19 protein-coding genes are annotated in these 24,207 nt (G+C 69.9%); 11 read left to right on the top strand and 8 right to left on the bottom strand.

Translation table 11 applies throughout. The features are described from left to right. Window positions 1–7: 7 nt before the first annotated feature. Complete coding sequence (locus tag ABD243_RS01610) at window positions 8–640, bottom strand: TetR/AcrR family transcriptional regulator (protein WP_116765515.1); 633 nt, start codon at window positions 638–640, stop codon at window positions 8–10. Between the two features lie 173 nt (window positions 641–813). Here ABD243_RS01610 and ABD243_RS01605 point away from each other — a divergent pair, with 173 nt between their 5' ends. The 8 genes from ABD243_RS01605 to ppsA all read left to right on the top strand — a co-directional run bounded on the left by ABD243_RS01605 (window position 814) and on the right by ppsA (window position 11,307). Further along, window positions 814–1,155 (top strand): thiamine-binding protein, encoded by a 342-nt coding sequence (locus ABD243_RS01605; protein ID WP_344361304.1) that lies wholly within the window; start codon window positions 814–816, stop codon window positions 1,153–1,155. Window positions 1,156–1,187: 32 nt separating this feature from the next. Next, window positions 1,188–1,865, top strand: coding sequence for an O-methyltransferase (locus ABD243_RS01600; protein ID WP_344361302.1), 678 nt, complete (start codon window positions 1,188–1,190; stop codon window positions 1,863–1,865). 271 nt (window positions 1,866–2,136) lie between these two features. Next, window positions 2,137–3,258 carry an acyl-CoA dehydrogenase family protein gene (locus ABD243_RS01595; protein WP_344361732.1) on the top strand — a complete coding sequence of 374 codons (1,122 nt, stop codon included), beginning with the start codon at window positions 2,137–2,139 and terminating at the stop codon, window positions 3,256–3,258. Next, complete coding sequence (locus ABD243_RS01590; protein ID WP_344361300.1) at window positions 3,252–4,775, top strand: PIG-L family deacetylase; 1,524 nt, start codon at window positions 3,252–3,254, stop codon at window positions 4,773–4,775. The genes ABD243_RS01595 and ABD243_RS01590 overlap by 7 nt, the downstream gene beginning before the upstream one ends. Then, the gene (locus ABD243_RS01585; RefSeq protein ID WP_237563268.1) at window positions 4,772–5,575 is read left to right on the top strand and encodes a glycosyltransferase family 2 protein; all 804 of its coding nucleotides are present in this window, start codon (window positions 4,772–4,774) and stop codon (window positions 5,573–5,575) included. The genes ABD243_RS01590 and ABD243_RS01585 overlap by 4 nt, the downstream gene beginning before the upstream one ends. Before the next feature lie 74 nt (window positions 5,576–5,649). After that, window positions 5,650–5,868: a three-helix bundle dimerization domain-containing protein gene (locus ABD243_RS01580; RefSeq protein WP_116765519.1), complete on the top strand. Its 219-nt coding sequence runs from the start codon at window positions 5,650–5,652 to the stop codon at window positions 5,866–5,868. 233 nt (window positions 5,869–6,101) lie between these two features. Continuing rightward, window positions 6,102–8,816, top strand: coding sequence for a cation-translocating P-type ATPase (locus tag ABD243_RS01575; protein WP_344361295.1), 2,715 nt, complete (start codon window positions 6,102–6,104; stop codon window positions 8,814–8,816). Between the two features lie 58 nt (window positions 8,817–8,874). Further along, window positions 8,875–11,307, top strand: coding sequence for a phosphoenolpyruvate synthase (ppsA, locus tag ABD243_RS01570; protein WP_344361292.1), 2,433 nt, complete (start codon window positions 8,875–8,877; stop codon window positions 11,305–11,307). On the opposite strand, the gene ABD243_RS01565 is transcribed toward ppsA, so the two are convergent. Continuing rightward, entirely contained in the window at window positions 11,296–13,215 is a 1,920-nt protein-coding gene (locus tag ABD243_RS01565; protein WP_344361290.1) for a heavy metal translocating P-type ATPase, read from the bottom strand. The two genes, ppsA and ABD243_RS01565, sit on opposite strands and share 12 nt — an antisense overlap. A gap of 173 nt (window positions 13,216–13,388) precedes the next feature. On the opposite strand from ABD243_RS01565, the gene ABD243_RS01560 reads away from it, so the two are divergent. The 3 genes from ABD243_RS01560 to ABD243_RS01550 all read left to right on the top strand — a co-directional run bounded on the left by ABD243_RS01560 (window position 13,389) and on the right by ABD243_RS01550 (window position 18,774). Next, the gene (locus ABD243_RS01560; RefSeq protein ID WP_344361287.1) at window positions 13,389–14,480 is read left to right on the top strand and encodes an SDR family oxidoreductase; all 1,092 of its coding nucleotides are present in this window, start codon (window positions 13,389–13,391) and stop codon (window positions 14,478–14,480) included. Between the two features lie 67 nt (window positions 14,481–14,547). Then, window positions 14,548–15,504, top strand: coding sequence for a polysaccharide deacetylase family protein (locus tag ABD243_RS01555; RefSeq protein WP_344361285.1), 957 nt, complete (start codon window positions 14,548–14,550; stop codon window positions 15,502–15,504). Window positions 15,505–15,564: 60 nt separating this feature from the next. Next, complete coding sequence (locus tag ABD243_RS01550; protein WP_344361282.1) at window positions 15,565–18,774, top strand: HAD family hydrolase; 3,210 nt, start codon at window positions 15,565–15,567, stop codon at window positions 18,772–18,774. 13 nt (window positions 18,775–18,787) lie between these two features. Here the strand turns inward: ABD243_RS01550 and ABD243_RS01545 are convergent, their stop codons facing one another. The 6 genes from ABD243_RS01545 to ABD243_RS01520 all read right to left on the bottom strand — a co-directional run bounded on the left by ABD243_RS01545 (window position 18,788) and on the right by ABD243_RS01520 (window position 24,143). After that, the gene (locus ABD243_RS01545) at window positions 18,788–19,795 is read right to left on the bottom strand and encodes a zinc-dependent alcohol dehydrogenase family protein (protein WP_344361279.1); all 1,008 of its coding nucleotides are present in this window, start codon (window positions 19,793–19,795) and stop codon (window positions 18,788–18,790) included. Between the two features lie 86 nt (window positions 19,796–19,881). Beyond that, entirely contained in the window at window positions 19,882–20,904 is a 1,023-nt protein-coding gene (locus ABD243_RS01540; RefSeq protein WP_344361277.1) for a universal stress protein, read from the bottom strand. Between the two features lie 80 nt (window positions 20,905–20,984). Next, on the bottom strand, window positions 20,985–22,094 hold the full coding sequence (locus ABD243_RS01535; RefSeq protein WP_344361274.1) for a YihY/virulence factor BrkB family protein: 1,110 nt from the start codon (window positions 22,092–22,094) through the stop codon (window positions 20,985–20,987). 82 nt (window positions 22,095–22,176) lie between these two features. After that, window positions 22,177–22,785: a DUF3618 domain-containing protein gene (locus ABD243_RS01530; protein ID WP_344361272.1), complete on the bottom strand. Its 609-nt coding sequence runs from the start codon at window positions 22,783–22,785 to the stop codon at window positions 22,177–22,179. Window positions 22,786–22,803: 18 nt separating this feature from the next. Then, on the bottom strand, window positions 22,804–23,205 hold the full coding sequence (locus ABD243_RS01525) for a phage holin family protein (protein ID WP_116765529.1): 402 nt from the start codon (window positions 23,203–23,205) through the stop codon (window positions 22,804–22,806). 5 nt (window positions 23,206–23,210) lie between these two features. Continuing rightward, window positions 23,211–24,143 carry a hypothetical protein gene (locus ABD243_RS01520; RefSeq protein ID WP_344361270.1) on the bottom strand — a complete coding sequence of 311 codons (933 nt, stop codon included), beginning with the start codon at window positions 24,141–24,143 and terminating at the stop codon, window positions 23,211–23,213. Window positions 24,144–24,207: the final 64 nt, after the last annotated feature.

Here is a 24,207-nt window from a genome sequence, read left to right as displayed (position 1 = left end):
TGCTTCGCTAGCCAAGAATGGCGTCGAACGCGGTGCCCGGCAGCGGAGCCTGGGGCGGGAGCGCCCGGTCCGGCCGCTCCGTGCGGATGGCGTCCTCGACCAGCGCCACGGGACGCCGCCACGCGTCGGATCCTGGCTCCATCGTGTCCACGACGCCGATCAACATGGCCAGCAGCCGGATCATGTCCGTCATGGAAATATCGCTGCGCAGGGTGCCCTGGCCCTGCCCTCGGCCCAGGAGCACGGCGATGGATTCGATCAGGCCCCCGGTGATCCCGGTCAGCAGCCCGCGCCGGCCTGCGACGGCGCCCAGGAGGTTGGCTTCCTCGCTGGCAACCCGCATGGTGGCATCGATGACCCGGAAAAGTCCGGCGGCGGCGTCCGGATCGGCCAGGGCCTGGTCGATGGCAGGATCGACCTGGAGCCGGAGCTGCCGGTTCAGGGCCGCGAGCACCAGTTCTTCCTTATCCGCAAAGTTCCGGAAGAGGGTGGCCGGCCCCACCCCGGCCGTGACGGCGATGGTCTGCAGCGGCACTTCGGGCCCGTGCTCGCGGAAGCATTGCCGGGCCGCGGAGATAATTTTGTCCACGTTGCGCGCGGCGTCGGCGCGAAGCGGCCTGCGGTCTACTGCCCGGTTCATTTGCCTAGGTTAGCAATGCGCGCGGCGAGCGAAGCGGTTACCGCCGGGTAGTGCGTTATGTGACGAGTTCCGCCCCAAATCCGCGCGCCCCGGTGACGGAAGCGCGTGAAAGACTGGTCCGGGCAGACCGAAAATTCCCCCGGCTGTCCGGACCGAGTGAAGGGACCCATCACATGCTCGTCGCATTCTCCGTAGCACCCTCCGGCGACCCCGCCAGCGGCCAGGCGCCCGGTGACGCCTCGGTCCACGACGCCGTCGCTGCTGCCGTGCGGATCGTCCGGGAGTCCGGGCTGCCCAACCGGACGAGTTCCATGTTCACCGAGATCGAGGGCGAGTGGGACGAGGTCATGGACGTCGTCAAACGGGCCACCGACGCCGTGGGCGCTTACGGCTCCCGCGTTTCGCTGGTCCTCAAGGCGGACATCCGGCCCGGGTACAGCGGCGAGCTGACCGGGAAGGTCGAGCGGCTGGAAAACGCCATCGGCGGGCAGGGTCCAGTAGGCCAGGAACTGTAGCGCCGGGGCGGGCCGGCTGGGACACTGGGGGCATGATCGAGCATCAGCCCGCCCCCGGCTGGGTTGCCGTGGAGAACTTCCTCGCCGACGTCGTGGTCCGCCCGGACAGTGCGCTTCAGCGCGCCGTGACCAGCGCCCTCGAGGCGGGCATGCCGCCTATCGAAGTGGCACCCAACGCCGGCAAACTCCTGAAGCTGCTGGTCCAGCTCTCCGGCGCACGGCGAGTCCTGGAGATCGGCACTCTGGCCGGCTTCAGCACCATCTGGATGGCCCAGGGACTGCCAGCCGACGGCCGCCTGGTCACCTGCGAGTACCTCCCCAAGCACGCCCGTATCGCGCGCGCCAACATCGACAACGCCGGCCTGGGCCACAAGGTGGACATCCGGATCGGGGCGGCGCTGGACACCCTGCACGCGCTGGAGAGCGAGGCCGGGCCACCCTTCGACTTCGTGTTTATCGACGCCGACAAGGAAAACAACCCCCACTACCTGGACTGGGCCATCCGGCTCGGGAGGCCCGGCACCACCATCGTGATGGACAACGTCGTGTGGGAAGGCGCCGTGCTGGACGCGTCCATGGACACGGTGAACGCCCCGGGAATCATCAGTGCGCTGCAGATGCTCGGCGACGACGCTCGGCTGGACGGGACCGTCATGCAGACCGTCGGTTCGAAGGGCTGGGACGGGTTCGCCCTCGCGATCGTCCGCTAGGTAGGGCCGGCCGTGCGAGATGCTCGCCGTGCGAGAAACTGCCGGGCAAGAGGCTGCCGTGGCGTGGCCGGGGCACCCAACACCAAGTGCTAAGTATGCTTAGATTGCTTGGCGGCGGCCCGGCGGGCAGCCGCTGACGCGAAGGACTGGAAATACGCAGCCCGGACGTTCACCTCCCACAATCGCACAGCCCGAAGGAAAACAGGCAGCCGAAATGAACGGGACCCCGACCTCCCACCAGCCCCTCCCCGCCAGGACCCGTCCTGTCATGATGGGCCCCGCCACGACAGGCCCCTCCAGGACAAGTCCCGCCACGTTCAGCCCGGTCAGGATCAGTTCCGCTGACCCGGACCTGAACGCGATCGGCCCTTTGCTGACCGGCGCGCGGGCCGCCGTCGGCGATGTCCCGGCCCTGCTGGACCTCGCCAAAGCAGCAGCGGAGACGGCGCCAAAGCCAGGGGAGGGCCGGACCGCGTTCCTGTGGGAGATTCTGGCCTCCGTGACCGCCGTCGACGTCGCCGCAGGCCGGGTCCTGGAACCGCACCTGGACGCCGCCGCGATTCTGCGGCAGGCAGCGGGCGCGGCCGCGGGGGAGGGCCGGGACTGCCCGGACTTCAACGGGATCGGCTTTGAGGGCGCCTGGGGCGTGTTCGCGGCCGAAGCCCCGGGACTCCGGCTGGAGGCAACTGAGGCCGACGGATGCTTCCGGCTCCACGGCTCCAAGCCCTGGTGCTCGCTGGCCGCACAACTTGACCATGCGGTGCTGACCGCTCACGTCGGAGGCGGCCGCGCCGCATTCGCCGTCGACCTCCACGCCGAGGGTGTGAGCTTCGCCGATCCTGAGTGGACCAGCCGGGGCCTGCGGGAAATCCCCAGCGGCACGGTGCACTTCGATGGTGTCCCGGCCGTGCCTCTGGGAGGAACCGGCTGGTACTACGAGCGCCCCGGCTTCGCCTGGGGCGGCATGGGCGTGGCCGCCTGCTGGCTGGGCGGCGCCGTCGCGGTGGCCCGCAGCTTCACCGCATCCCTACAGAAAGCTGCCGACGGCGGACGGGAACCGGACCAGATTGCCCTGGCGCACCTTGGCGAGATTGACCGGACCCTGGCCGCCCTGACCGGGTACCTGGCGCAGACCGCCGCCCGGATCGACGCGGGGGAACTCTCCGACGCCGGCGCATGGCGCGAGGCCCTGCGGGTGCGGGGAACCGCGGCCGCCGCCGTCGAACGCATCCAGACGCTCGTGAGCCAGAATCTGGGGCCGGCCCCGCTCGCCTTCGATGAGAGCTACGGAAAACGGATGGCGGACCTGGCCCTGTACATCCGCCAGCACCACGCCATGCGCGACGACGCACAGCTGGGCGCCCTCTCACTGAACGGAAACGCCCCATGGTGAGCTTCACCCATGACGACCCCGGGACCAGCGAGGCAGTATGGGCTACCGGCGGTGCGGCGGAGCTGCCGGAGCTGCCACTGGATCATGGGGAGCTCGCCGGCCGGGCGTTCATTGTCCTGGCCGCCCACCCCGACGACGAGACGCTCGGGGCCGGCGGGCTGCTTGCCCGGCTGCACGCCGTCGGCGCCGCCGTCCGGGTGCTGTTGTGCACGGCAGGGGAGGCCTCGCACCCGGGTTCGCCGACGACGACTCCGGAGCAGCTGGCAGCGGTCCGGCTGCAGGAGTTCGGCGGCGCCATGACACAGCTGCTTGGCGGCCGGGAATGGCAGTGCCTGGGCCTGCCCGACGGCAAACTCGCCGAACACCGGGAGCAGATCCGCGCCGCAGTCCACGAGGCGGTCAGCGAGGTGTCAACCGCGTGCGGGGCCGCCGCCGGCGACGTGGTTCTTGTAGCGCCCTACCGCTCGGACGGCCACACCGACCACGACGTCCTCGGATCCGTAGCCGCCGACTTCAGCGCCGCGGAGGGCTGCGCTCTTCTCGAATACCCCATCTGGTACTGGCTGTGGGCCGCACCAGACGCTCCCGTCTCCACCGGCGACCCGGCTGATCCTGCATCCTCCGCTGGCTCCGCCGCTGCGGCGTGGCGCGGCTGGTTCCGGCTGCCGCTGACCCCGGCCGAGCAACAGGCCAAGGCCGCCGCCATGGCGGCGCACAGATCCCAGGTCCAGCCGCTTTCCGGGCTGCCGGGCGACGAGGTGCTCCTGCCGGCGGCTTTTCTGGCGCACTTTGAGCGGCCATGGGAGACGTTCGCCTGGTACCCGGCGAGTGCCCCGTTCGGGCATGTCCCGTCCAGAGTTGTCCCGTCCAGGGATGCCCCGTCCGACGGCGGGTCCCCGCACCTCTACGCCGCGCACGACGCAGAGCGACTCTTCGATGCGGTCCACGCCCGGGAGGAGGATCCCTGGCAGTACACCTCGAGCTGGTACGAGCACCGCAAGCGTGCCCTGACGCTTGCCGCGCTGCCCGCGAGCAGCTACGCGGCCGGGTTGGAGATCGGCTGCTCGATTGGAACGCTGAGCGTGGAGCTCGCGCCGCGGTGCGGAAGTTTCCTGGCCGTTGACGCCAGCAGCACCGCCCTGGACCACGCCGCCCGGCGGCTCGCCCACCTGCCCGCGGCACAGACGCGCCACCTGACGGTCCCTGACGAGTGGCCCGACGGATCGTTTGACCTGATCGTGGTCTCAGAGGTGGGGTACTACCTCTCGCCGGCAGAGCTCGGCGGCCTGCTCGACCGGATCCGGGACGCGCTCCGGCCCGGCGGGACCCTGGTGCTGTGCCACTGGCGGCACCCCGTTTCCGGCTGGGAACTGGACGGCGACGCGGTCCACGCCGCGGCCCGGCGCCAGCTGGGCTGGGCCGGCGGCGGGATCTACCGGGAACGCGACTTTGTCCTCGAGGTGCTTCTTGCGCCGGACACCGTGCCGGACCGCGGCGCCCGCGAACGGGGACGGTGACCGGGGTGGCAGCACTGGCATTGCCGCTGGCGCGCGGGTACGGCATCGAACGGGTTGCCGTCGTCATGCCCGCGCACAACGAGGAAGAGCACCTGGAGGACGCGCTGCGGGCCTTTCAACAGTCCGCGGACGCCCTGCACAGGGTCCGGCCCGACGTCGACGTCCGATTGACGGTGGTGCTGGACAGCTGCACGGACGGATCCGCCGCCACCGTGGCCGGTTTTGTTGGTGCAGACCGGCGCATCGGTGCCCTTGAGGTCAGCTACCGCAGCGCCGGTGCCAGCCGGGCCGCAGGAGCCCGGGCGTCGGGCATCGGAATGCCCCGGCGACGGCCGCCGGGGCAGCGCTGGACGCCGCCGGCTTGGGCCGGCCGGACCTGGCTGGCCAACACCGACGCCGATTCCAGGGTGCCGGAGAACTGGCTGGTCCGCCAGCTTGAGTTCGCCGAGGCAGGCGCCGATGCCGTACTGGGGTCCGTGGAGCCGGACCCGGCCGGAATGGACCCTGAGTTGCTCCGGCGGTGGCGGGAACGCCACCCGTTCCACGAGGACCATCCCCACATTTACGGTGCGAATTTCGGCGTCCGGGCATCCGCCTATCTGGCCGCCGGAGGGTTCGCACGGATCACATCCGAAGAGGACCGGGCCCTCGTCCACGGCCTTCGCAGCCGCGCTTTCACGGTCACGGCGACGGACAGCAACCGGGTGGTGACCTCCGGCCGGACCCACGCCCGGGCACCGCACGGCTTTGGCACCTACCTGCGGAGTCTGGACCGGGTGCCGCCGCCACCAGCCGGCTGACGAGTCACCGACCCCGGGACCCGTTGACGCCGGGACTCATTGACGCAGGGATCGGGCCCCTCCACACTGATAACGTGACCGACGCTGCTAACGAACCCAGCATCAACCAGGTTGTTGACCGCCTGGCGGCCCGTTTCCCGCACGTCCCCCGGGTACACATCGCCGGGATTGTCGGCGAGGAATTCGAGGCCCTGGACGCGGGCCGGATCAGGACGTTCATCCCCACCCTGGTTGAACGGGGTGCCCGCGTGCGGATCCAGAGAGAATTCGGAATGAGCACCGCCGGCGACTAACGCGCCCTGGCAGCCTCGAGTTCGCCGTATACGCGTCAAATCGCCGTAAAGTTCCGGCGAGCCCGCACCATTCCGGCGATTTCGACGGCGGCAGCCAGGCGGGACCGGCCCGGCGGCCGTGGACAGCGGACCTTTGGCCCTTACCGGCCCGGGCCACCGGCAGGATGCTCGACCCATGAGGTACCTGATCAGGGCCGGCGGCCGGCGGTGTCCGTGAGGGGCGGAGCGCGGGCGTGAACCCCGGTGCGGGGCAGGACTCGCTGTCAGCCGTAGCCGGCCTCAGCGCGGACGAGGCAGCCCGGCGGCTGCAGCAATTCGGCGCCAACAAACTGCCCGAACCCCGATCGGTCCCCGGCTGGCGGAGACTTCTGGCCGAGCTGACCCACTTCTTCGCGATCATGCTCTGGGTGGCGGCCGTCTTCGCATTCATTGCCGGCATGCCGCAACTGGGGATCGCCATCATCGTGGTGATCGTGGTCAACGGGGTGTTCGCCTACATCCAACAGGAGCGGGCCCAGCACGCCGCCGCCAAGCTCCGCGAACTGCTCCCCGCCATGGTGTCCGTGCGCCGGGACCGCCGCGTCATCAAGGTCCACGCCACCGAACTGGTTCCCGACGACGTCGTGGTGCTTGTGGCCGGCGACCGCGTCCCCGCGGACCTCAGGCTGGCCCTTGCCACCAGCTGCGAGGTGGACGAATCGATGCTGACGGGCGAAAGCGAGGCCGTGGTCAAGTCCCCGGGCGACACCGCTTTCGGCGGCACGTTCCTGGTCAACGGGCAGGCCGAAGGCGTGGTCCTGGTGACGGGAGGCCAGACCAGGCTCGCGGAAATCGCGGCCCTGACGGGCAACGTCGAAGCCCCGACCAGCCCGCTGGCACTGGAACTGCAAAGAATCGTCCGCATCACCGCCTCCATGGCCCTGGGCATCGGTGCGCTGTTCTTCGTCATCTCGCTCCTTGTCGGCATTTCCTGGCGAGATGCCTTCCTGTTCGCCATCGGGGTGGCCGTCGCGCTCGTTCCCGAAGGCCTGCTTCCCACGGTCACGCTCTCCCTGGCTGTCGGTGCGCAGCGCATGGCCAAGCGCAACGCCCTGGTGCGCAACCTGCAGGCGGTGGAGACCCTCGGCTCCACCACGTTCATCTGTACCGACAAGACAGGCACCCTGACACAGAACAGGATGAACGTCGTCGAGGTCTGGACCCCGGCTGGGCTGCTGACCATCGACGGCCAGGGCTACGGCCCCGAAGCCGATATCACCGGCACCGGCACGGAGGACGCCCGTCAGCTCAGCGTCGCGGCGCGCGCCGCCTCGGTGGGGCGGGCCGTCCTCCACGAGGACCGGTGGATAGCAGAGGGCGACCCGATGGAGGCCGCGATCGACGCGCTCGCCGCCCGCCTCACGGCCGTCCCCGCCGAAGGGCCCGCTGACCGGGGCGAACACCGGGAGCAGCCGACGCCGTCGCACCGGTTCGCGTTCGACCCCCGCCGGCTGCGGGAATCGGCAATCGTCGGCACCACCCTCTACGTGAAGGGCGCCCCGGAATCGGTGATCCCGCTGTGCACCGGAGACGGCACATGGGCTCCATCCGGGGCGGGGGCTTCGGGCGCGCGCCGGGCGCTGGGCATGGTCGACGAGATGGCCGCGCGCGGCCTGCGCGTGCTCGCCGTCGCCCAGCGCAGCCTGCCCGGCCCGCCCGGCGCCACGTTCCGGCTCGAAGACGCGGAGGCCGGGCTGACGCTGATGGGCCTGATGGGCCTGCACGATCCTCCCCGGACCGAGGTGAAGGTGGCCCTCCAGGCCGCCCGCGACGCCGGCATCAAAGTGGCCATGGTGACCGGCGACCACGCCTTCACCGCCGCCGCCATCGCCCGCGAGACCGGGCTGCTCGGCGCCACCGAAACCGTGCTGCAGGGACCGGACCTGCCCGAGGACGACGCCGTCCTGGCGGCCCTGCTGGACCGTGACGGAGTGGTGGTCAGCCGAGTGACGCCGGAACAGAAACTCCGGGTGGCGCGCCTCCTGCAAGGCCGCGGGCACGTCCTGGCCATGACCGGCGACGGCGTCAACGACGGCCCGGCGCTGCAGCAGGCCGACATCGGGGTCGCCATGGGCCTGAGCGGCACCGACGTCGCCCGTGAGGCCGCCGACCTCGTGCTGCTCGACGACGACTTCGCCACCATCATTGCCGCGGTGGAACAGGGCCGGGCCACCTACGCGAACATCCGGCGCTTCCTGACCTACCACCTGACGGACAACGTCGCCGAGCTCACCCCCTTCATCATCTGGGCCTTGTCCGGCGGCCACTTCCCGCTGGCGCTGGGCGTACTGCAGATCCTCGCCCTGGACATCGGCACCGACCTGTTGCCCGCCCTCGCCCTGGGCAGCGAGGCGCCCAGCAAGGGAACGCTGAAGCGGCCGCCCGAGCGCCGGCACCTGATGGACCGGGCCCTCATGTTCCGGGTGTTCGGGCTGCTGGGACCGGTGGAGGCCGTGATGGAGATGACCGCGTACACGGTGGTGCTGCTCGGCGCGGGGTGGCAGCCCGGCACGGAACTTCCGGCCATGGACGTGCTCATGGCGGCCTCCGGTGCGGCCTTCACAACGGTCGTCCTGGCCCAGTTGGCGAACGCCTTCGCCTGCCGCAGCGCCACCGTCCCGCCCTGGCGGCTGGGCTGGTTCACCAACCGGCTGTTGCTGTGGGCCGTGCTCGCCGAGCTGGGTCTGCTGTGCGTGTTCCTGTTCCTCGGCCCGGTGGCGGCGCTGCTGGGCCACGCGCCGCCGACGCCTGGAGGGCTGGCGGTGGCTCTGGCCGCTGTCCCCGCCGTCCTGATCGCCGACTGGCTGTACAAGATCGTCCGCCACCGCCGGGCCGGTTCACCGGCCGGCGGCCCCGGAACGGTCGGCCCCGGAACGGCCGGGGGCGGCACGCGGGTCCAAAGCCCCTGACCCCGGGACACCGGTCCCGCGCAGTATGGGTCCACCGACAACGCACAGGAGTGCTGACATGGCTGATTCCCCCGTGATGTGGTTTGACGAGATCGGCATGGGCGACGTCCCGAGGGTCGGCGGCAAGAACGCCTCCCTCGGCGAGCTCATCCGGAACCTCCAGAGCGAGGGCGTCCGGGTCCCCGACGGGTTTGCCACCACGGCCGCCGCGTACCGCACCTTCATTGCCGCCAACGGGATCGACGCCGCCATGCGGTCGCGCATCGCGGCCTACCGGTCCGGGAACGCCACGCTGCGCGCCACCGGCGAGGCCATCCGGGAGCTGTTCCTGGCCAGCGAGTTCCCCGAGGACATCGCCGAATCCATCCGCGCCCACTACCGGACCCTGGGGGAGCGCGCCGGCGTGGACCGGCTCTCGGTCGCGGTCCGCAGCAGCGCGACCGCCGAGGACCTCCCGGACGCGAGCTTCGCCGGACAGCAGGAGACCTTCCTGAACATCGCGGGCGAGCACGAACTGCTGGACGCCTGCCGCCGCTGCTACGCCTCCCTCTTCACAGACCGGGCCATCAGCTACCGGGAAGTCAAAGGCTTTGACCACCTGGATGTCGCCCTCTCGATCGGCATCCAGCGGATGGTGCGTTCCGACGTCGGGGCCTCCGGGGTGATGTTCTCCATCGATACCGATTCGGGCTTTCCCCGGGCCGCCGTCATCAGCGCGGCCTGGGGCCTGGGCGAAACCGTGGTCCAAGGCACCATCAACCCGGACAAGTATGTGGTCTTCAAACCGCTCCTCTCAGAGTCCGCGGCCGCGCAAGGCGTCACCCCGATCATCGAGAAATCCCTCGGCTCCAAGGCCCGGAAGATGGTCTACGGCCGCGGCGGGAGCGCCCGCACCCGGATGATGGACACCTCGGCGGCCGAGCGCCGGGCCTTCGTGCTGGGCGACGCCGAGATCCTCGCCCTCGCCCGCTGGGCTGTCAGCGTCGAAAACCACTACGGCCGGCCCATGGACATGGAATGGGCCCGCGACGGCGAGACCGGGGAACTCTTCATGGTCCAGGCCCGCCCCGAGACCGTCCAGTCGCTCCGCACCGGTGCCCACTTCACCATCCACCATCTGCTGGAGCAGGGGACGGTGCTGGCCACCGGGGCCGCGATCGGCGATTCGATCGCGCACGGCACGGCCTGCGTCATCCGGACCGCGGCGGACATTGCGGCATTCCGCGACGGCGCCATCCTCGTGACAGAAATGACCGACCCCGACTGGGTGCCCATCATGAAGCGGGCGGCCGGGATCGTCACGGACCACGGCGGCCCCACGAGCCACGCGGCGATCGTGAGCCGCGAGCTGGGCGTGCCCGCCGTCGTCGGAACCGTCAATGCCACGGCTGTCCTGGCCGAGGGCCGGCCCGTGACGATCTCCTGCGCCGAGGGCGATACGGGGCGGGTCTACGACGGCACCCTGGCCTTCGAAACAGAAGACGTGGACCTCGGCGCGCTCCCCGAAACCCGCACCGCCGTCATGGTCAACATCGCCAGCCCGGCTGCGGCCTTCCAGTGGTGGCGGCTGCCGGCCGACGGCGTCGGGCTCGCCCGGATGGAATTCATCATCAGCAGTCTGATCCGCGTGCATCCCATGGCCCTGGTCCATCCGGAACGGGTCACCGACCCCGCCGAGGCGCAGCAGATCAGGGAGCTGGCGCAGGGGTACGCGGACCCGACCGAGTACTTCGTGGACGCCCTGTCGCTGGGCATCGCCAAGATCGCCGCGCCGTACTACCCGCGCCCCGTGATCGTCCGGCTCAGCGACTTCAAGACCAACGAATACGCCCACCTGCTGGGCGGCGCCGCCTTTGAGGAGCCGGAAGAGAACCCGATGCTCGGCTTCCGCGGTGCCTCGCGCTATTACGACGCCCGCTACCGCGAGGGGTTCGCGCTCGAATGCGCCGCGCTCAAGCGGGTCCGCGAGAAACTCGGGTTCACCAACGTGATCGTCATGGTGCCGTTTTGCCGCACGCCGCAGGAGGCGGACAAGGTCCTTGCCGTGATGGCCGAGCACGGTCTGGTCCGCGGCAGCAACGGGCTGCAGGTCTACATGATGTGTGAAATCCCGTCCAACGTGGTCCTAGCAGAGAAATTCGCCACCCGCTTCGACGGGTTCTCGATCGGCTCCAACGACCTCACACAGCTGGTCCTGGGCGTGGACCGCGATTCCGGCCAGCTCGCGGCGCTCTTCGATGAGCGGGACGAAGCCGTGATGGCCATGATCAGCGAGGCCATCCGCAAGGCCCACGCCGGCGGCATCAAGATCGGCATCTGCGGGCAGGGTCCCAGCAACCACCCGGAGTTCGCGGCGTTCCTGGTGCGCGAAGGGATCGACTCGATCTCCCTGAACCCGGACAGCTATCTCAGGACCGTGCCGCGGATCGCGGAGGCGGAGAAGACAGCGCCAGCCGGGGCAGCGTCAGCCGCGACAGCCTCAGCCCGGTAGCGGTGCCCGGCGCGCGCCTTCCCTGGCCCGCGCCGTGCTGACGGCGCCGTGGCGACCCGGTCCGAGGGACCGCAAGGCGTTCAGGATCGTGGCGAGGTCCACGAGCTCCTGCGTCAGGGCCCCTGCGATGGCCGGCACGTACCCCGCGGCCGCGGCCACCATGAGGGCCACGCTCAGCCCGATGCCGATCCAGATGCTCTGCAGGGCCACTTGCACGGTGCGCTGTCCGATCCGGACGGCCGACGCCACCTTAGAGAGGTCATCTAGGATGATCACGACGTCGGCCGACTCGCCGGCCGCCGTCGAGCCGCGGGCGCCCATGGCGATTCCGACGTCGGCGACCGCCAGGACGGGGGCGTCATTGACGCCGTCGCCGACCATCATGACCGGACGGTCCGGCAGCGACCTGACGGCCTCGACCTTGTCCGGCGGGAGGCACTCCGCCCGGACGTCCGTGAGCCCGGCCTCGTCCGCGATGTGCCGGGCGGTGGCGAGCGCATCGCCGGTCAACATGACCGTCCGATTCACGCCGAGGGCCTTGAGCTCGCTGAGCGTGCGGCGGGTCTCTTTGCGGATGGGATCGCTCATCACGAGGGAGCCCACGAATTCGCCGCCGGTACCGACGTAGATGGCGAGCTCACCGCTGGCCAGGTCCGTCTCCGCTACGCCGGAGGCCCACTCGGCCACGAACGCGGGCTTGCCCACCACCACGTCCTGGCCGTCAAACCGGGCCCGCACCCCGTGCGTGGCGAATTCCGTGGCCTCGGTGGCAGCGCCAAAAGGCAGCCCCCGGGAACGGGCTGCGTCCATCACCGAGGCGGCGAGGACATGGGAGGAGTACTGTTCCGCGGACGCCGCCAACCCCAGGACCTCATCTTCCGAGAGGGTCCCGGCGGTCCGAACGGCCACCAACGCGGGGCGGCCGTAGGTCAGGGTTCCCGTCTTGTCGAACGCCACCGTCTTGATCCGGCTCAGCTGTTCAAGCACCCCGGCGTACTTGACGATGACGCCGGAGCGCGCGGCGCGGCTCATGCCGCCTAGGAACGCCACGGGAGCGGCGATCAGCAGCGGGCACGGCGTGGCCACCACGAGGACCTCGGCGAACCGTGCCGGGCTGCCGCTGATGATCCAGCCCACGGCACCGAGCGCGTAGGCCAGGGCCGTGAACGGCACGGCATAGCGGTCGGCCAGCCGGACCATGGGCGCTTTGCTTTCCGCCGCCTCCTTCACGAGGGCGACGATCCGGCTGTATTGCGAATCCTCCATACGCGCCGTGACCCGCATCCGGATTGCGGCCTCACCGTTCAACGAGCCGCTCATGAGCCCTTCCCCGGCGGACCGCTCCACCGGCAGGCTTTCCCCCGTGAGCGACGATTCATCGAACGTGCCCGAATCGGAGAGCAGGACGCCGTCCAGCGGGACCACCTCACCGGGCCTGACCAGCAGGATGTCGCCGATGTCGACGTCGGTGGCCGCCACGTCCTCGTGCTGGCCGTCCGTGTGGGCTTCGGCAGTGTGGTTTCCGGCAGCGGAGGTGCCGTTGCGCTCCCGGTGGGCCGTCTGCGGGACGCGTTCCAGCAGTGCCGTCAGTTCGTGCTTGGCCCGGCCGGCGGCGTAGTCCTCGAGCGCCGTGCCGCCGGCGAGCATGAGCACGATGATCATCGAGGCGATGTACTCACCCACGAGGACGGTGGCGACGATTGCGGTGACGGCCAGGATGTCGATGCCCCACTGGCCGCCTGCGAGCCGGCGCACCATTCCGATGGCGAGGTAGGCAGCCACGGCCAGGGCATAGATGCTCGCGGCGGCCTGGGCAATGCCCTCCTGGCCTGCGGCCAGGAGGGCCACCACCGCCAGCAGGACAAGCAGGGTCCCCGCTACGAGCGGATACCGGAGAACGATTTTCACGGATTTTCTGCCTTCGACGGCGTGTCCTGAACTACTTGAATCCTACTGCGCCGCAGCCGGCAGCCACGCAGACTCAGCATGAGAGGCTGGAAGAGCACCCGTCCCGACCAAACGGGCGGCGAGCCGAGCCCGACGGGCCGCGGCCCAGTATCAGCGACACCAGGAGGAATGACGTGCGAAGCAGTTCAGACACCGTCGAAACGCGGTCGGCCCTGGTGGTGGGGGCCAGCGGAATTGCCGGGTCGGCGCTGGTGGACAGGCTGGCTGACGAGGGGTGGGACGTGGTGGGGCTCTCCCGCAACCCGCTGCGCCGCCGCGACGTACGCCATGTGAGCGCGGACCTGAATTCCGTGGAGGATCTGCGCGAGGGTCTGGCCGGCGAATCTCCCACCCACGTGTTTTACACGGCGTGGTCCAGGATGAATACGGAACAGGAAAACATCGAGACAAACGCGGGCATGCTGCGGAACGTCCTCGCGAGCCTCAGCGGCAAGCCCGTGAAGCACGTCGCCCTCATGACCGGGCTGAAGCACTATCTGGGCCCGTTTGAAGCCTATGCGGCAGGGCAAATGCCGGACACCCCGTTCCGGGAGAGCGAGCCCAGACTGCCGACGCCCAACTTCTACTACGCCCAGGAAGACGAACTGTGGGCAGCCGCCGGCACGCAGGGCTTTGGCTGGTCCGTGCACCGGGCGCACACGGTGATCGGACATGCAGTCGGAAACGCCATGAACATGGGACTCACTCTCGCCGTCCAGGCCTCCATCTGCAGGGAACTGGGACAGCCGTTCATCTTCCCGGGCTCCGAGACGCAGTGGAACAGCCTCACGGACATGACCGACAGCGGGCTGCTGGCGGACCACATGATCTGGGCGGCCACAGCGGACAACGTCAGCGACGAGGCCTACAACATCGTCAACGGCGACGTCTTCCGCTGGCGGCGCATGTGGCCGGCGCTGGCCGCCTACTTCGGTGTCGAGCCAGTGGGCTACGCCAACGAACCCCGCCCCCTGCAGCAGCAAATGCGCGGCATGGAAGGCGTGTGGGCAGGCATCGCCGCCCGCCACGGGCTGGCGGAACCCGACCTCGCACGAGTCGCCTCCTGGTGGCACACGGACGGTGACCTGGGCCGGAACCTCGAAGTGGTCACCGATATGAGCAAGAGCCGACTTGCCGGCTTCACCGGGTACCGCCGAACCGAAGACGCCTTCCTCCGGCTGTTCGACCGGTATCGGGCGGACGGCCTGATTCCGGCAATGCCCTAGGGGACCCCACGGCAGCGGGGGCCTTTCAGCACTAGACCGGCGGTGACCCGTGGGGCCACAGTGAATCATGGGGTCCACGAGTGCTGGCAGCCGGCGCCGGTGGTGGCTGATCGCGACCGTCGTGGCCGCCGCGGTGCTGCTGCTCGGCGCCGCGGTCCTGCTGCTGCAAGGGGCGCCGACGGCATCCCCGCCCGCATCTGCGCCCGTCACCTCGCCGGCGTCCGGATCCGCCTCCGAGACCCCGTCCCCGGGCTCGCCGACCGCGGCTTCGCCGGCCCCGGGCACCAGCGTGCCTGCTCCGGCCGTCCCCGTCCCGCCAGCCCCTGAACCGACCGCTCCGCCCCCGGTGCCGGCCGTTCCTGCTCCCGTGCCGCCCGCGGCGCCGTTCCCCGCCGCGCTCGCCGGACGCGATGTCGAGACCATCCCGGGCGCGGGCCGGGTGGTGGCCCTGACGTTCGACGCCGGCGCCAACGCGGCCGGACTTCCCAGCATCCTGCAAAGCCTCGCCGCCGCGGGCGTGCGGGCCACGTTTTTCCTCACCGGCAGCTGGGCTGCCGCGAACCCCGGAGGCGTGGCGGCGATCGTCGCCGGAGGGCACCGGGTGGGCAACCATTCCATGACCCATCCGGCATTCACCGGACTGCCGGACGCCGGCATCGCGGACCAGGTTACATCGGCCGAGCGGGCCATCCGGGCGGCCGGCGCGGACCCGCGGCCGCTCTTCCGGTTTCCCTTCGGCGATCGCGACGCCAGGACCATCGCCACCGTCAACAACCTCGGCTACCTTCCGGTGCGCTGGAGCGTCGACACCCTGGGCTGGAAAGGCACCAGCGGCGGGGTGACAGCGCAACTCGTGGCTGACCGGGTCCTGGCGGCACTGCAGCCGGGGGAAATTGTCCTGATGCATATCGGTTCCAACCCCGACGACGGCACCACCCTGGACGCCGATGCCCTGCCCCGGCTGATCAACCGCATCCGCCAGGCCGGCTATGGCTTCACCACCCTCGACGCACTCGTGGGCTAAGGGCGCATCCCGGGCCGAACGCCACTGTCGCGGCGCACCGATCGCTGATAGGACTGGGCCATGACGGAGTCGCCCACAGTTGCCGCCGCGCTGGCCCCCGTCGACGCCGTGATCTTTGACCTCGACGACGTCGTGACCGACACCGGAGAGCTCCGCGCGGCAGCCTGGAAACAGCTCTTCGACGACATCATGAAGGACCCCCGGCTTCCCGCCGACGCGCGGCGCGGGCCCTTCACGGACGGCGACTTCGCACGCTGCGTCGAGGGCCGGACCTGGGAGGACGGCGTGGCTACCTTCCTGGCCTCGCGCGGCGTCGCCATTCCCCGCGGCTCGCCCGCGGACGGCCCGGCGGAGTGGACGGCGTTCGGACTCGCGCAGCGCCAGGGCGGGATCTTCGAAAACATGCTCGCGGGCGGTCCCGTTCCGGTCTTCCCCGGTACCGTGGCGCTGCTCGAGCGGCTCCGCGCAGGGCGGATCCCGGTCGTCCTCGCCACCTCCAGCCGGAATGCCGCCGCAATCGTGGCCGCCGCGGGCCTTGGCGACGGCTTTGATCACATCGTGGATGGCCAGACGGCCCTGGACCACGACGTCGCCGGAATGCCGGCGCCGGCTTTGGTCCTGGAGGCCGTCCGCAGAATGGAGATCACCCCGGCCCGGGCCATGGTGATCGCCGCCGCCGCGGCCGGCGTGGAAGCGGGGCGGCGCGGAGGCTTCGGGCTCGTAGTTGGCCTCGACCGGGCCGGGCGGCGGGCCGCGCTGGAAGCCGCGGGCGCCGACGTCGTGGTTGAAGACGTCAGCGAACTGGACATCGGGCTGGTCATCACGCACCCGTGGCTGCTGGTCTACGAGGGATTCGACCCGGCCCACGAACGGCACCGGGAGGCGCTGACCACCCTCGGCAACGGCTATCTGGCCACCCGCGGCGCCGCCCCGGAGCACCGCGCGGGCGAAGTCCACTATCCCGGCACTTACCTCGCAGGCGTTTACAACAGCCTGACAAGCAATGTCCAGGGCGAGGTGACAGTGGACGAACACATGGTCAACATCCCGGACTGGCTGCCGCTGGATGTCAGGATAGGCGACGGCAACTGGTGGTCCGACGGCGGCCTGACGCTCCGCAGTGAGCGCCGCACGCTGGACCTCAAACGCGCCCTGCTGACCCGGGAAGCGGTTCTGGAGGACGACGCCGGGCGGCAGCTTCAGGTGCTACAGCGCCGGCTCGTCTCCATGGCCGAGCCCCATCTGGCCGCGCTGGAGACGACGCTGACCGCCGTCGGGTGGAGCGGAACCGTCAGCGTCCGCAGCGGCTGCGACACCGGCGTCACCAACTCCAACGTGCCCGAGGACGCCCAGCTGGCCAACCGGCACCTGACGGCGGTGACGGTGTCCTCCTCCTCCGGGGCCGGGCCGGACGCCTCGCAGCTGACGGTGGAGATGCAGACGAGCGGGAGCAAGATCGGGATCGCCTTGGCGCTGCGGACGCGGATTTCCGGCGGCGGACAGCCGCAGCCGGAACCCGGAGCCGGCGGGGTTCCGGCCGGTATTACCGAGCCGGCCGGGGGCCTGCACGGACACCGCTTCGACCTGCCGGTCACGGACGCCGTCCCCGTCACGGTCACCAAGACGGTGGCCGTCGCGACGTCGCGGGACCACGCGATCGCCTCGCCGGTCTCGGCCGCGCTCGCCGTGCTGGCGCGCGCACCCCAGGACTTCGGCGAACTGCTGGCAGCCCATGAGACGGCGTGGAGCCTCCTCCTGGCGCCGTTCATCATCGAATCCGATGCCCCGTCCCAGGCGCAGCTGATCCTGAACCTCCACGTCTTCCACCTGCTGCAGACGCTCACCACCCACACGGCCGAGCTCGACGCGGGGGTCCCGGCCCGCGGGCTCCACGGCGAAGGCTACCGGGGCCACATCTTTTGGGATGAGCTGTTCGTCCTGCCGGTCCTGAACTCCCGGCTGCCCGCGGTGGCCCGCGAACTGATTGACTACCGCTGGCGGCGCCTGGGAACGGCGCGGGACGCGGCCCGCAAGGCCGGGCTGCGCGGCGCCCTCTTTCCCTGGCAGAGCGGCAGCGACGGCACCGAACAGACACCCAAGTTCCTGTTCAACAAGCTCTCCGGTCACTGGATGCCTGACTACTCCCATCTGCAGCGGCATGTGGGTCTGGCGGTCGCCTACAACGCATGGCAGTACTTCGAAGCGACCCAGGACCGGGGCTGGCTGACCCGGCACGGTGCTGAGATTGTGGTGGACGTCGCCCGGCTGTTCGCATCCATGGCAGCGCATGACGCTGCGGAGGACCGCTTCCACATCAAGGGCGTCATGGGGCCCGATGAGTATCACACCGGCCATCCGGGCAACCCCGGCGGCGGCCTGGACGACAACGCGTACACGAACATCATGGCGGCCTGGGTTTTCGACCAGGCCGTCTGGATCATGCACTCCGTGCAGGGGTTCGACATGGAGGAGCTGCGGTCACGGCTGGAGATCACGCGGGCGGAAATCGACGCCTGGGCTCACCTGAGCCGGCGCATGTTCGTCCCCTTCCACGACGACGGCATCATCAGCCAGTTCGACGGCTACGGCGCACTCCGGGAACTCGACTGGAACCACTACCGCCGCGCCTACCGGAACATCGAACGGCTGGACCTGATCCTCGAGGCCGAAGGCGACAGCACCAACCACTACCGGCTGGCCAAACAGGCGGACGTCCTGATGCTCCTGTACGTCCTGGGCGAGGACCAGCTCCTGGGGTTCCTGCGCCGGATGGGCTACGACGTCGAGCCGGCGCACATCGCGGCCACGGTGGACTTTTACCTGGCCCGGACCGCGCACGGTTCCACGCTCAGCCGGGTCACCCACGCCTCCGTGCTGGCGCAGCGGGATCCGGAGCGGGCGTGGGCCACGTTCCGGGAAGCGCTGGACACGGACCTGGACGACACGCAGGGGGGCACCACGAGCACAGGCATCCACCTGGGCGCCATGGCGGGCTCGATCGACGTTGTCCAGCGCAGCTTCGCCGGACTCCGGATCACCCGCGATGCCCTGGACTTCACCCCGCGGCCGCCGGCGGAGCTGCACCGGGTGGAATTCCAGGTCCGCTACCGTGACCAGCTGCTGGCGGTGCACCTCGGACCGGACCGGCTCAGGGTGTCCGCGGCCCCGGGGGACGCCGCCCCGGTGCTGGTGCGGGTCGGCGCGGAGAAGGTGCTGATCCGGGCTGGCCGGGAGCACGAGTTCCTTCGCGCCGCCGGGCCGTCCGGCTGACGGCACGTGCGGGCTATGTGTGCTCCATGTGCAGCACGGCCGCTCCCGTGATCCGGTCCTCGGCCAGATCCCGCAGTGCCTGATCCGCGGCCTCGAACGGGTACGCCATGGTGGTGGGGCGGAGCGGGATCTCGGCGGCGATCCGGAGGAATTCCTCGCCGTCGGCCCGGGTATTGGCCGTGACGCTGCGCAGCTGGCGTTCGTTGAAGAGCTCGTCGCTGTAGTGCAGCGGCGGGATGTCGCTCAGGTGGATGCCGGCGACGGCGAGCGTGCCGCCGCGGTCCAGGGCGCGAAGCGCCACCGGCACCAGCCCGCCGGCGGGGGCAAAGAGGATCGCGGCGTCGAGGGGATCCGGTGGCTGTTCCTCGGCGCCGCCGGCGAACGTCGCGCCCAGATCCAGGGCCAGCCGGCGGGCCTCCGCGGACCGGGTCATGACGTACACGCGGGCACCCCGGTAGAGTGCGATCTGGGCCGCCAGGTGCGCGGAGCCGCCGAAGCCGTAGATGCCCAGCCGGCCGCCGATCGGCAGTTCCGCCCGGCTCAGCGCACGGTAGCCGATGATGCCTGCGCACAGGAGCGGCGCAGCCTGCTCGTCGCCGAACGTCTCCGGGATCCGGTAGGCGAAGTTCTCGGCCACTGTGACGAGCTCGGCGTACCCGCCGTCGCGGTCCCAGCCGGTAAACGTGGGGGACAGGCACAGGTTCTCCTGGCCGCGCACGCAGAAGCGGCAGGCGCCGCACGTGCCGCCCAGCCAGGCCACCCCCACCCGTTCGCCGAGGCCGAACCTGGCCGCACCCGGGCCGAGCCCGATCACCTCACCCACCACTTCGTGGCCCGGGATGGTCCCGGGGTGCCGGGGTTCGAGGTCGCCCTCGGCCAGGTGCAGGTCTGTACGGCACACGCCGCAGACGCGCACTTTGAGCAAGACCTCCCCGTGCCCGGGCACGGGATCCGGGCAGTCGCCAGCCACGAGGGGTCCGCCGGAAATCGGCCCCGGACGTTCAACCCGCCAGGCGCGCACCGCGGCCTCCTTTACTGCAGTCCCGATGTTGTTTCATGCGGTTTCCATGCGCTTCGTCGCCGCTCCCTTGGATCCGTCAGCGGCGGTCAGCGGCTGACGAGCACGTTGCAGCGCGCCTTGTGCAGCACGGCGGAGACCGTGTTGCCGGGTCCCGTCGAGGGGTTATGGGTCCCGAGTACCAGGACGTCGGCGTCGGCTGCGGCGGCAAGGAGCTCCCGGGCGGCGGCATGGCTGCCGAACAGGACGCCGGACACTTCCAGCCCGGGGGCCAACGCCCGGGCCTCGTCGATGGCGTGGTCCAGCAGCTCTTCGCCGAGGAGCCTGGCATGGCGGCCGTGTTCCTCCCGTGCCCCGCCCCGCAGCGTGTCCACATGGACGAGGTGCAGCGGGGCGCCGAGAATTCCAGCCAGCCGGACGGCCTCGGCCAGAGTGGCGTGGCTGCGGGGCGATGCGTCGACCCCCACCACGACGGGGCCGCCGGGGATGCTCGGGCGCCGGATCACCATGACGGGGCAGTGTGCCGAGCCGGCCAAGTCAAGGCAGACCGAACCCGCCACGGGGCCCAGGACGGCGCCAAGTCCCCGGCTGCCGACCACCAGTAGCCGCGCGTCCCGGGCGGCGTCGCGCAGGACGGGCGCGGCGAGCCCGGCCTCGATGACGCCGTCGACGGCGGGACCGGGGTGTTCCGGTTCGGTAAGGGACGTGAATCGTTCGATGCCGGCTGCTTCGAGCCCGGCCTCGGCCGCGTCGCCGGGCGCTGCTTCACGGGGTTCGGTAGGGGGTTCGACGCCGGGCCGGGTGCCCGGTTCAGTGGCGGGTTCGACGCCGGCTGCCCCCACCCCGGTTGCCTCCAGGAGGGCGCTGCGGGCCAATTCGACGCCTTCCGCGAGGATGGCTTCGGCGGAGTGCCGCAGTCCGCTGCCGGCCACTCCCTTGACGGGGCCCAGGTTCTTGGTGAAGACCGGCCATACCCAGGCGTGGACCACCCGAAGGTCGAGCCCGGTGGCGGCCGCGTAGCCGGCGGCCCAGCGGACGGCAAGCCGGGCTGCCTCGGACCCGCCGTAGCCGACTGCCACGACGCCGCCTTGATGCTCTGCGGGTGCCGACATTCTTCCTCCCGGCTCGGCGGACGCACCCCTTCGCCCGGCTATACGTGCAGCCCCAGTAGAACGCGGCGGTCCGTCAATGGCTAGGGGCTTTGGTCCCGCGAGCCGGCCTGCTGCTCGCGCAGTTCGCGTCCGTGCCGGATGTCCTCTTCCTCCCGGGCCTGCAGCTTGTCGCTCTGCTTGGTGTCCCTAGGCGGCAGCTGGATGGTCTCTTCCGCCTCGATTCCGGCCTGCAGCTGCCGGCCGCGTTCCATCTCGGCGTCGAACTCCGCGCCGAACAGCAGTGACATGTTCAGGATCCAGAGCCACAGCAGCGAGATGATGACACCGCCGATAGCGCCATAAGTCTTGTTATAGCTGCTGAAGTTGGCCACGTAGAACCCGAAGGCCAGGGAAGCCAGCAGGAAGATCATCAGGGCGATGAAGGACCCCAGGCTCATCCACCGGAACTTGGGCTGCTTCACGTTGGGGGTGGTGTAGTACAGGATGGCGATCGCGAGCACGACGAGCAGCAGGATTACCGGCCATTTGGCAATGTTCCAGACGGTGAGGACGATCCCGCCCAGGCCAATCGCCTTGCCGACGGACTCTGCCACAGGCCCGCTGAGAACCAGCATGAAGGCGAGGGCGACGACGATCAGCAAGGTGGCAACGGTGACGACGAGCATGGTGCCCCGTAGCTTGATAAACGGCCGGCCCTCGTCAATTTCGTAGATCCGGTTCATAGCCCGGCCAAACGCCCCGACGTAGCCGGAGGCGGACCAGAGTGCGGTGAGAATGCCGATTACGAGTGCAAATCCGGCAGTGGAGGAACTGCTGAGCTGTTCGACCGGCTGGCGGATGGCGTCCACAGTTTCAGCGGGCGCGAAGCCCTGGACGATCTCCAGGAGCGCCGACGTGGTCTTCCCGGCCTGGCCGAAAATGCCGAGCAGGGACACGAGCGCCAAGAGCGCGGGGAAGATTGAGAGGACCGAATAGTAGGTGAGGGCCGCGGCGAGATCGGGGCACTGGTCCTTGGTGAATTCCCGCAGCGTCTTCTTCGCGATGTACTTCCACGACGGCTTGGTCACCTCGGTGGGGCTGTCCGGCTTGCGGGAGTCGTCCGGAGGGGGTGCGGTCCGGGCCTTGGCGGTGCTGCTCTCCGGGGTTTCGGCGTCGGCTGAAGTGGCGGCCGCGGCGGGGTTCTTGAACATGGAAGTTCTTCCTTCGGGGTTAAGTGCATCAGCCGGCCGTCCGGCGCGTGAGCGCAGGACGGCCGGCCGGGTTCGAACGGGATCAGGCCTGCTGGACGTTGTCCTTGGCCTCGACGGTGCGATCCTTGACGTCAGCAACTGCCCACTGGCCCTCGGTCTTGACATGCTCGGTGGCGTCGGCGGCTGTCGCCTTGACGTTTTCCATTGCGGCCTGGACCGGCTCCTTGAGGCCTTCCGCCACGTGTTTGGCGGCCTCGGTGAGTTCCGTGGTCAGCGGTTCGGCCGCGGTCTTCAGTGCATCTGCGGCTTCGCGTTCCTTCTGGCTCGCCGGGATCAGGGAGGAGACCAACAGGCCTGCCCCGAACGCAATCAGACCTGCGGCCAGGGGGTTGCCCTGGGTTTTGGTCTTGACCTGCGCCGGGGCGTCCCCGATCGCGGTGCCGGCGTCACTCACGTGTGCGCCGGCGCTGCCGGCAGCCGCGTGCATGCTCCCGACGGTGTGGTCGGCCGTCCCCATGACTTTCTCCTTCACTCCGAAGACTGCGTCCTTGACGTTTTCTTTGACCCTGTCGGTCTGCCGCTGGACGATGTGCGACGGCGTGACCTTGTCCGCCACGGCATCGACGTTGGTGCCAAGACGTGCGCGGGTAGCTTCGATATCTGCTCGGATGACATCCGGGTTTTCACTCATCGTGTTTCCTCGCTGGAACTAGGGGTTGGGTTTGAGCGTGGGCGGGATTTCCTGCAGGGTCTCGGAGGTCTGAGGCAGGCCGTTGATGGCCTTGAGTTCCTTGCGGCCGGTCGTGGCCAGGACGGCGGCAACGATGCCCCAGATCAAGGCGACGACGACGGCGGACCAGCCCAGCCCCATCAGGCTCCCGAGTGCCCACCAGAGCGCCAGGGACAGGAACAGAAGCACGAAGTGTCCCGCGACGCCGGCGCCGGCGAGCATGCCGGCGCCCTTGCCGGCCCGGGCGGCCGACTGCTTGAGTTCGACCTTGGCGAGCTCGACTTCCTGCCGCATCAGGATGGACATGTCCCTCGTTACCTCGCCCAATAGGTCGCCGAGGGACGACGATTCGGCCTTGGCATGCGCGGCGGTCGGAGGCATATCGCTCATCGACGGCCACCGTCGAAGGCGTCACTGCCGTGAGGGTCGCTGCGGAGCGGATCCTGCCCGAGCGGGTCGGTCACGACGGGCTCGGAGGCCCAAGGGTCCTGACGCTTGCCGTCGCCCACCTGATCAACATCCAGCGGGTTCGGCGGGTAAGGGTCCGCGAAGCCCGCCGTCGTCGTTTCCGGGGCCGGCATCTGGACCGGCGGCGGCGGAACCGCGTTTCCGGTGTCCGGAACCCGGCTGATCGGCGCCGCTGGAGTGCCGGTGGCCGACGGAGTGGCGGCCGTAGCGCCGGTCGGTTCCGGGGCGCCTGCGCTGAGGCTCCGGCTGAGCCGGCCGGCCAGGACACCCGCTCCTGCCGCAAGCAACAGGAAGGTCCCCGGCTTCTGCCGCGCAAAGGACTTCACCTCGTTCAGGAGCGAACCGGGATCCCGGCCGTCAAGCCACGTTGCCACGGCGGAGGATCGCTCGGCGGCCTGGCGTACGAGGTCGGTGGCGACGCCGGGCTGCTCGGAGGCCGCAGCCATGGAGTGAAGTTCGGTCGAGACGGACCGCAGGCCCTGGGCCACCTTCTGCTGCTGCACACCCGCTTGTTCAGTGAGGTCTGATTGCGCTTGGTGCAGGAGGTGTCGGGCGTTCGTTTTGACCTCAGCAGCCACTTGGGTGGCTTCGCTCTTAGCCGTCTCGGCCACATTCTGGGCCGAATCCGCGGCCAGGCGGGAGACCTCCGCGGCCTCATGCCTGGTGGTGTCGGTGGTGGAAGCGCCGGTGGCCGTTGTCGGGGGCGAGGTTAACGGCCCTCCGTCCGGAGTCGCGCTGTAGATTTCGCCGTCGGCGACGGGCGGAAACGTGGACGCCTGCCGGAGGGGAGTCTGCTGGGTAGCCGTAGGGGTGCCGAGGCTCCCATCCTGGGGCCATGGGTTCTCTGTCATCTTCGCTCTCTTTCAAAAAGATCGGCTGCTGATCAGACGCCAGCCATGCTGCGGTTAAATAGTA

Source organism: Arthrobacter humicola, from assembly GCF_039531445.1.
GTDB lineage: Bacteria > Actinomycetota > Actinomycetes > Actinomycetales > Micrococcaceae > Arthrobacter > Arthrobacter humicola.
The sequence above is the reverse complement of the archived record's forward strand: the minus strand, read 5'-3'. Positions and strand labels throughout refer to the sequence as shown.

Excerpts from the sequence above, each read along its gene's own strand:
- ABD243_RS01610 (WP_116765515.1), bottom strand. The coding sequence starts at position 640 with ATGAACCGGGCAGTAGACCGCAGGCCGCTTCGCGCCGACGCCGCGCGC.
- ppsA (WP_344361292.1), top strand. The coding sequence starts at position 8,875 with ATGGCTGATTCCCCCGTGATGTGGTTTGACGAGATCGGCATGGGCGAC.
- ABD243_RS01525 (WP_116765529.1), bottom strand. The coding sequence starts at position 23,205 with ATGCCTCCGACCGCCGCGCATGCCAAGGCCGAATCGTCGTCCCTCGGC.
- ABD243_RS01595 (WP_344361732.1), top strand. The coding sequence starts at position 2,137 with ATGGGCCCCGCCACGACAGGCCCCTCCAGGACAAGTCCCGCCACGTTC.
- ABD243_RS01530 (WP_344361272.1), bottom strand. The coding sequence starts at position 22,785 with ATGAGTGAAAACCCGGATGTCATCCGAGCAGATATCGAAGCTACCCGC.
- ABD243_RS01605 (WP_344361304.1), top strand. The coding sequence starts at position 814 with ATGCTCGTCGCATTCTCCGTAGCACCCTCCGGCGACCCCGCCAGCGGC.
- ABD243_RS01550 (WP_344361282.1), top strand. The coding sequence starts at position 15,565 with ATGACGGAGTCGCCCACAGTTGCCGCCGCGCTGGCCCCCGTCGACGCC.
- ABD243_RS01535 (WP_344361274.1), bottom strand. The coding sequence starts at position 22,094 with ATGTTCAAGAACCCCGCCGCGGCCGCCACTTCAGCCGACGCCGAAACC.
- ABD243_RS01540 (WP_344361277.1), bottom strand. The coding sequence starts at position 20,904 with ATGTCGGCACCCGCAGAGCATCAAGGCGGCGTCGTGGCAGTCGGCTAC.
- ABD243_RS01600 (WP_344361302.1), top strand. The coding sequence starts at position 1,188 with ATGATCGAGCATCAGCCCGCCCCCGGCTGGGTTGCCGTGGAGAACTTC.
- ABD243_RS01520 (WP_344361270.1), bottom strand. The coding sequence starts at position 24,143 with ATGACAGAGAACCCATGGCCCCAGGATGGGAGCCTCGGCACCCCTACG.
- ABD243_RS01555 (WP_344361285.1), top strand. The coding sequence starts at position 14,548 with ATGGGGTCCACGAGTGCTGGCAGCCGGCGCCGGTGGTGGCTGATCGCG.
- ABD243_RS01590 (WP_344361300.1), top strand. The coding sequence starts at position 3,252 with ATGGTGAGCTTCACCCATGACGACCCCGGGACCAGCGAGGCAGTATGG.